This is a genomic window from Nocardia sp. NPDC005745, assembly GCF_040630775.1.
GTDB lineage: Bacteria > Actinomycetota > Actinomycetes > Mycobacteriales > Mycobacteriaceae > Nocardia.
In genome coordinates this window covers 1-9,076 of the sequence record NZ_JBEXYF010000071.1, presented here as the reverse complement: position 1 = coordinate 9,076, position 9,076 = coordinate 1, and the positions used below count along the sequence as shown (strand labels likewise).

Genomic DNA, 9,076 nt, shown 5'->3' with positions numbered 1-9,076 from the left:
TTCCAGGCGACCAGGTCACCCGTGCGATACATCCGAGCACCCGACTCGAACGGATTCGCCACGAACCGATCCGCCGTCAAATCCGCACGACCGAAGTAACCACGCGCCAACTGCGCACCCGCGAGGTACAACTCACCCGAAACACCCACCGGAACAGGACGCAAACGCCCATCCAGCACATACCCCCGGGTGTTCCATTCGGGCGCACCGATCGACACCGACGTCTCGTCGGCAAGCGTCACACGGTGGCCGGTAACCGACACCGCAGCCTCGGTCGGCCCATACAGATTGAACAACTCGGTGCGGGGATTCTCCCGCAGGAACCTCCGCGCCACCGAACCCGGTAGGGCCTCACCGATCGCCAGCACCCGTCGCGGCGACCAGTCCCCGGTGTCCGTGGTCGCCCGGTGCACGAGCAGCGCGTCGAGCATCGACGGCACCACATGCAACGTGGTGACCGATTCGCGCGCCATCAAATCGTTCAGATACGCGGGATCACGATGACCATCAGGCGCGGCGATCACCAGACGGCCACCGCATACCGCGGCCGACCAGAACTCCCACACCGACAGGTCGAACGTCGCCGCCGTCTTCAGCAGCACCGCGTCGTCCTCGGCCAGCTCGAATTCGGCCGCTTTCCAGAGCAACTGGTTCACGATCGCCGAGTGCGGCACCGCGACGCCCTTCGGACGCCCGGTCGAACCCGACGTGAAGATGACGTAAGCCGTGTTCTCCGGCCGAACGGGCGTGACGCGCTCCGAATCGGTGATCGGCACGCTGGCGACCGCGCTCAATTCCAGGTCTTCCAGCCGCACCACCGGCGCGACGTCGGTATCGAAATCCGCCTCGGTATTGCTCAACACACATACCGGGGCGGCGGCGGAGAGGATGTAGTCGGTTCGCTCTGTGGCTTGGTCGGGGTCGATCGGTACGTACGCCCCACCGGCCTCGGCCACCGCGTACATCGCCACCACCAGATCCACCGATCGGCGGAACGCGAGCGCGACCCTGCTCTCGGCGCCGACCCCCACCGAGATCAGGTAGCGGGCTAGTCGATTCACCCGAGCCGCCAGTTCGGCGTAGCTCAGCTCGACGCGTTCGCCGTCGGGCAGGTCCGCGACCAGCGCGACCGCTCCCGGCGTCGCCGCGACGGTCCCGCGCAGCAACGATCCCAGGGTCGCAGTGGAATCCACCGGATGAGCGGTGTCGTTCCATGCGGTGAGCACGTCGGTGCGCTCGGTGTCCGTGAGGATCTCGATGTCCCCGACCGGGACGTTCGCGTCGGCGACCACGGCCGCGAGGATGCGCGAGAACCGCGCCGCGAAACCTTCCACCGTAGCCCGGTCGAACAAATCGGTCGCATACGTCAAGAACCCACCGATACCAGCGGCCGCACCCGACTCCCCATACCCATCACCAACAATCAAATGCAGATCGAACTGCGACACATCCACATCGACATCCACACCCGACACCGACAAACCCGGCAACTCCAACGCCGCACGCGCAACATTCTGAAACGACAAACCCACCTGGAACAACGGATGACGCGCCGTCGACCGCGACGGATTCAACACCTCCACCAACCGCTCGAACGGCACATCCGCATGCGCGAAAGCAGCCAAATCCGCCTCACGCTGACGAGCGAGGACACCCGCGAACGACTCACCACCGTCGATCCTCGACCGGAACACCACCGTATTGACGAACATCCCGATCAAATCATCGAGCTCACGCTCACCACGACCCGCCACCGGCGTACCGATCGCAATATCCGTGCTGCCCGACAGCCGAGCCAACAACACCGCGAACGCCGCATGCACCACCATGAACAACGTCGCACCATGCGCACGCGCGAGTTCGATCAACCCCGCATGCGTCGCCGCATCCACCTCCACCGGCACCCGAGCACCCGCCAGCGACGCCACCGCCGGACGCGGCCGATCAGCCGGCAACTCCAGCAAATCCGGCAAACCAGCCAACTCCGCACGCCAAAACGCGATCTGCCAAGCCGCGATCGAATCCGGATCCGACTCATCCCCCAACACCGCGCGCTGCCACAACGCGTAATCCACATACTGCACCCGCAACGGCGACCACCCCGGCGCCTCACCGGCCACCCGCGCCGAATACGCCACCATCACATCCCGCACCAACGGACCCATCGACGACGCATCCGCCGCGATATGGTGCACCACCACCGCGAGCACATGCTCCTGCGGCGCATCCGCGATCCGCAGCAGCCGCACTCGGACGGGCACTTCGTCGGTCACATCGAAGGGTGCCGCCGCGAGCGTGTACACCTCGTGCGCGACCTCGGCCGCACCGATCGGATGGACGGCCACATCCAACGTCACCTGTCCCGCCGCCAGCACCACCTGCACCGGACCGTCCGGGGTCTCCGGATACACCGTGCGCAGCACCTCGTGCCGCGCGACCACGTCGTGCAGTGCCTCGCCCAGCGCGACCACGTCCAGCGCACCGGTCAAGCGCAACGCGAACGGCAAGTTGTAGGCCGCCGAACCGATCCGCTCCCCCGCATCATCGGACTGATCGAACCGATTGAGAAACCACATCCGCCGCTGCGCCAGCGACAACGGCAACTTCTCCGGCCGCGCAATACTCCCCAACTGCACCCGGCGCTCACCGGGAGTATGCGACTCGAGCGCCGCCGCCAACGCCGACACCGTCGGCGCCTCGAACAGAGTCCGAACCGGCACCCGCGCATCCACCGCCGCGCCGATGCGCGCCACCGCCTGCGTGGCGACCAGCGAATTACCGCCGAGCGCGAAGAAATCGTCATCCGCACCCACCCGGCCCACACCGAGCACCTCGCCGAACACCCCGGCCACGATCTCCTCGACCGCCGTCACGGGCGCACGGAATTCCCGCGCGGTGAAGGTCGGCTCGGGTAGCGCCTTACGATCGAGCTTGCCGCTGGGATTCAACGGCAACGCCTCCAGCGCGACGACCGCGGCCGGAACCATGTAGGTGGGCAGCGTCGCACCGATCGCCGCCAGCAATCCGTCCTGCTCGATCGATTGCCCCGGCGCGGGAACAACGTAGGCGACCAATTGATCGCCCAGCGACGAAGGCGCGACGAGGGCGACGGCCTGGCTCACCGACGGCTGCGCCAGCAGCGCCGTCTCGATCTCACCCAGCTCGATCCGCTGACCGCGGAACTTCACCTGGAAATCGGTCCGGCCGAGATAGTCGAGCCGATGCGGCAGCACGTCGGTCGGGGCACGCCAGACCACCAGGTCACCGGTGCGGTACATCCGCTCCCCGTTGCCGAACGGGTCGGCCACGAAGCGGTCGGCGGTGAGATCGGGGCGCCGCACATATCCGCGGGCCAATTGGTCACCGGCGAGATACAGCTCGCCCGGAACGCCGGTCGGCACCGGTTGCAGACGCGAATCCAGCACGTACACCTGGGTGTTCCACTGCGGGACGCCGATCGGCACGGTGCGCTCGTCCGCGGCGGTCGCGGGCCAGTAGGTCACCGAGACCGCCGCCTCGGTGGGGCCGTAGAGGTTGTGCACGGCGGCGTCGGTCACGGCACGCACCGCGGCGACGGTCTCCGGCGGCAGCGCCTCGCCGATCACGAAGATGTCGCGCAAGGTGGGGCACGAGCCGGGGGCGGTGTGCGCGGCGAAGACCGTCAGCATGGACGGCACGAAGTCCGTCACCGTCACGCCCTGGGAGGCAATGGTTTCCGCGACGTAGACCGGATCCCGATGTCCGTCGTGCGTGGCGACGACGAGCTTCGCGCCCACGCGCAGCGGCATGAAGTAGCCCCACAGCGAGACGTCGAACGTCGTCGCCGTCTTCTGCAGGTACACGTCATCGGCGTCGAGCGGATACGCCGCGAGCATCCAGCTGATCTGGTTCTGGATGGCGAAGTGCGAAACCGCCACGCCCTTGGGGCGGCCGGTCGACCCCGATGTGAAGATCACGTAGGCCGGATGGTGCGGCAACACAGGGCGTACCAGTTCGTCGGCACGCACCGGGGCGTCGTCGAATCGATTCGGGTCCAGAGCGTCCAGCAGCAGCACCGCGGTGCCCTCGGGCAAGTCGACCGCGTCGGTGGAGGTCGTGAGCACACAGACCGGCTGCGCCGTTTCGAGGATGTGGGCGATGCGTTCGGCCGGATGATCCGGATCCAACGGCACATAAGCCCCACCCGCCGCCACGATCGCATACATCCCCACCACAAGATCCAGCGAACGCCGAACCGCCAACCCCACCAACGACTCCGCACCCACACCCTGCGAAATCAACAACCGAGCCAAACGATTCACCCGCGCATCGAACACTCGATACGAAAGCTCGACACCCTCGCACACGAGAGCGACCTCGTCCGCGTACGCCTCCGCCGCACGCCGGTAGCCGTCGAGCAGCAACTCGGCCGACACCGGATACCGGGTGTCGTTCCACTCGTGCAGGATGCGTTCGCGCTCCACGGGAGCCAGCAGATCGATCGCACCGATCGGCCGATCCGGCTCGGCCACGGCGATGGCCAGCAGCCGATCCAGCCGCCAGGCGAACTCGGCGATCGTCCGCTCGTCGAACAGGTCGGTGGCGTAGGTGAACCCCGCGGTGAAGCCCGCGGCCTCCCCTTCGGTGTCGGGCACCACGGTCAATTGCAGATCAAATTTCGCGACCGCGCCGTCGAACTCGAGTACCCGAGCGGACAGTCCGGGCAGCTCTATCTCGGGCCTGCTCATGTTCTGGTAGAACAGCGCCACCTGGAACAGCGGGTGATGCGCCTGCGAGCGCACCGGATCGAGTAGCTCGACCAACCGCTCGAACGGCAGTTCGGCGTGCGAGAACGCGCCGAGATCCGTTTCCTTCGTCTGGGCGAGCAGCGCACGGAACGACGCGCCGAGGTCGATCCGGGTGCGCAGCACCAGCGTGTTGACGAACATGCCGATCAGCGCGTCGAGTTCCCGTTCACCACGGCCCGCCACGGGCGTGCCGACGGTGATGTCGTCGGTGCCGGTGAGCCGGGCGAGCAGCACCGCAAGCGCGCTGTGCACCACCATGAACTCCGAGACGCCCGCGCTGTGCGCCAGTTCGGCGATACCTCGGTGCACCGCGGCGTCCACGGCGAAGGTGTACTCCGCGCCCCGGCCGGAGGCGACGGACGGGCGCGGCCGATCCGAGGGTAGGTCGATCCGGTCCGGGATGCCCGCCAATGCGCGACGCCAGTAGGCGATCTGAGCCGCGGCCACAGAATCGGGGTCGTTCTCGTCACCGAGCATCGCGCGCTGCCACAGCGTGTAGTCCGCGTACTGCACCGGCAGCGGTCCCCAGGACGGCCTCGCCCTGTTGCGCCGGGAGAGGAACGCGCTGAGCAGGTCCCGCAGGAACGGCGCGACCGATGCGCCGTCGGCGGCGATGTGATGCACCACCACGACGACCACGTGATCGTCGGGGCCGATCTCGGCCAGCGCGACGCGCAGCGGCACCTCCGCCGCGACATCGAAACCGGTCGACGCGAATTCACGCAGCCAAGCCGTCAGCTCGTGCTCGGCGACGGGCTTCGGCGCGAGGTCCGGAACGGCTTGCGCGGCGGGCAGTACGACCTGGTAACCGATACCGTCCACCGCCGGATACACCGTCCGCAACGTCTCATGACGCTCGACCACATCCGCGACCGCCGCCTGCAACGCCGCCACATCCAACACACCCGACAACCGCACCGCGAACGGAATATTATTCGCCGCCGACCCGGTATCGAACTGATTCAAAAACCACATCCGCCGCTGCGCCAACGACAACGGCACCCGCTCCGGACGCTCCACCGCCACCAACGCGCGCCGGTCCCCCGCGCCCTTCAACGGCTCCAGCCGCGCCGCCAGCGCGGCCACGGTGGGGCTCTCGAAGATCAGCCGTGCGGGCACCCGGGCCGCGATGGCGGCGCCCAGCCGGGCCGCGACCTGCGTCGCGATCAGTGAATTGCCGCCCAGCTCGAAGAAATCGTCGTCCGCGCCGACCGGCGCGCCAGGCCCGAGCACTTCGGCGAACACCTCGCCGACCAGCTCTTCCAGCGGGCCTACCGGGGCGCGGAACACCTTGGTCTGCAACCGCGGTGTGGGCAGCGCGTCGCGGTCCAGCTTGCCCACCGGGGTCAACGGGATCTCGTCCAGCACCATGACCACCGTCGGCACCATGTGCGCGGGCAGGCTCTGCTGCGCGAAGGCGGCCAGTTCCGCCGCGTCGGTGGCCATCCCGGGCACGGCGTGCACGTAGGCGACGAGAATGGTGACGCCGCTGTCCAGGTGGTGCCCCACGGTGACCGCGAAGTCGACCGTCTCGTGCGCGGCCAGCACCGCGTCGATCTCGCCCAGCTCGATACGGAAACCGCGAATCTTCACCTGGAAGTCGTTGCGGCCCAGGTATTCCAACTCGCCTTCCGGCGTCCAGCGCACCAGGTCGCCGGTGCGATAGAGGCGGGAGCCGTGCGCATCGAAGGGGTTCGCCACGAAGCGGGACGCGGTCAGCCCGGGGCGCTCGTGGTAGCCGCGGGCCAGCTGCGCACCGGTGATGTACAGCTCGCCGACCACACCGCTCGGCACGGGCACCAGCCGCTCGTCCAGCACGTATTCCGTGACGGCCCGGATCGGCGCGCCGATGGTCACCGGTTCCCCAGGCACCAGCGGCGCGCTGATGTTCGTCATGATCGTGGTCTCGGTCGGGCCGTACCCGTTGAAGAACTCGCGGGTCCGCCCACCCGACACCGGTAGCACCCAGCGCCGTACCAGTTCCGGCGGGCACGCCTCGCCACCGGCCACCACCACACGCAGCTCGTCCAACCCGGCCGGATCCACCGAGGCGAGCGCGGCGGGCGTCACGAACGCGTGCGTGACCGCCTCCCTGCGGACCAGGGACGCGAATTCCTCGCCACCGAACACCGTGGGCGACGCGACGACCATGGTGGCCGCGCCACCGAGCGCCAGTAGCAACTCCAGGACCGACGCGTCGAACGACGGCGACGCGAAATGCAACGTCCGCGACGCACTCGTCACCCGATACCGATCACGCTGCTCGGCGCAGAAGCTCGCCAAACCCGCCTGGGTGACCACCACTCCCTTGGGCTTGCCGGTGGACCCGGAGGTGTAGATGACGTAGGCGGGATGCTCCCCGCGCAGCGGGCGCACCCGATCGGTGTAGGTCACCGGATCGGCCGGGAACTCCTCGAGCCGCCGCGCGCACTCGGCGGTGTCGATCGACAGCCACTCGACCCGGTCCGGCAGCTCGGCGCGTACCCCATGGACGGTCAGCCCGAAGACCGCGCCGGAGTCCTTCACCATGTGCTCGACGCGATCGGCCGGATAATTCGGATCCACCGGCACGAAACCCGCACCGGTCTTGGCCACCGCCCACACCGCGACCACCGACTCCACCGAACGCGGAACACCGACCGCGACCAGATCCTCCGGACCCACCCCCCGATCGATGAGCAACCGCGCCAACCGCGTGGACCGCTCGTCCAGCTCGGCATAACTCAGCTGGGCGAGGGTGCTGGTCGCGTCGGCGAACACCACGGCAGCGCCGCTCGGGTTCGCCTCGACGGCCGTGGCCATCAACTGGGGCAGGGTGGTGACGCGGGGGCGGCGGGTCCGGGTCGGGCGCACCCGCGCCGGGCGGGTCATCGGCGCACCGCTTCCGCAGTTTCGTCACACCGCTGCCCGACCGCCCGAACCATCGTGCTGCCTCACCCTGTCTATCGTCGCCACACGCACGTCACCATGCTCCCCGCGCTGTGATCATCGAGCGCGCGCATGCCGATCGTTACCGAACCGTCGGCGCACGCCGAGCGCGACCGGCCACGACCCGTGGGGTTCCGGGCCGCGGGAACGGACGCGTATGACGAGTGCCGGGGACGATTATTCCCTGCCGACGCCGGATTCGGGTCGCGGCGTCGGCGGGGACGATCAACGGCGGCCGTCGAGCAGTGCGGCCAGCTGCGGACCGATCACCGCCAGCGCCTCCGGCGCGGCCATCCGAGCATGGGTGACCTCGACCGGGCGGTCGACGACCATGCCTCGGACATACGGCCACCAGTCCGCCGCGGCGGCGCGCAACTCGTCGGCGGGATCGGCGACGGCCGCGCTGAAGTACTGCACGGTGCCGCGGAAGACCCCGGGCCGGTGCTCGGCGATCAGCTCCGCCGAGCGGACCGCGCTGCGATAGATCCGGCGCAGCCGTTCCGGCGTCACCGCCACCAGATCCGCCGGGATCATGGCGTGCAGCGCGGCCAGCGACTCGTCGTCGAGCTCGTAGACATCGTCGCCCTCGGCAGTCGCCGTACCGAGGCCGAGTTCGGCCAGGGCGCCGCGCACCGCGGCGCGGAAACCGACGACGTCCGGATTCGGATGGCTGTCCATCATGGCCAGCAGCTCCACCTGCTCGCCCGCCTCCTGCAACGCGGTGGCGATGGCATGGGCCAGCACACCGCCGAGCGACCAGCCGAGCAACCGGTACGGGCCCTGCGGTTGCACCGCCTTGATCTCCGACAGATACCGCTCGGCCAGCTGCTCGAGCGAACCGGGCAGTTCGCCGTCTTCCGACAGCGCGGGCGATTGCAGACCGAAGATCGGCTGCTCGGCGGGCAGGAACTGGGCCAGGCCCGCATACGACCAGGCCAAGCCGTACATCGGGTGCAGGCAGAACAGCGGGGCCGCCGATCCGCTCGCACGGATCGGCAGCAGCACGTCCAGCGCGGCGGTGGCGTCGGCGTCACCGGCGTCGATGCGAGCGGCCAAGCCCGCCACCGTGGCGTCGGTGAAGAACCACTGCACGCGCACCGTCGCTCCGGTCGCGTCCCGCAGCCGCCCGACCACCTGCGCCGCGAGCAGCGAGTTGCCGCCGAGGCCGAAGAAGTCGTCATCCAGACCGACCCGCTCGGCGCCGAGCAGTTCGGCGAACGCGCCCGCCACCGCCTGCTCGGTGACCGTCTGCGGCGCCCGGTAGGTGACGGTGCTGTCGATCCGCGGGGCGGGCAGTGCGCGGCGGTCGAGTTTCCCGTTCGGGGTCAACGGCAACGCCTCGAGCACCACGATCGCGTCGG

2 protein-coding genes are annotated in these 9,076 nt (G+C 68.8%); both read right to left on the bottom strand.

The genetic code is table 11. The annotated features are described in order from the left end of the window. The coding region (locus ABZ420_RS35530; RefSeq protein ID WP_357132459.1) for an amino acid adenylation domain-containing protein at window positions 1–7,658 on the bottom strand (7,658 nt) is incomplete at its 3' end. Window positions 7,659–7,940: 282 nt separating this feature from the next. Further along, window positions 7,941–9,076 (bottom strand): thioesterase domain-containing protein (locus ABZ420_RS35525; protein ID WP_357132457.1); only part of this gene is annotated, 1,136 nt, incomplete at its 5' end.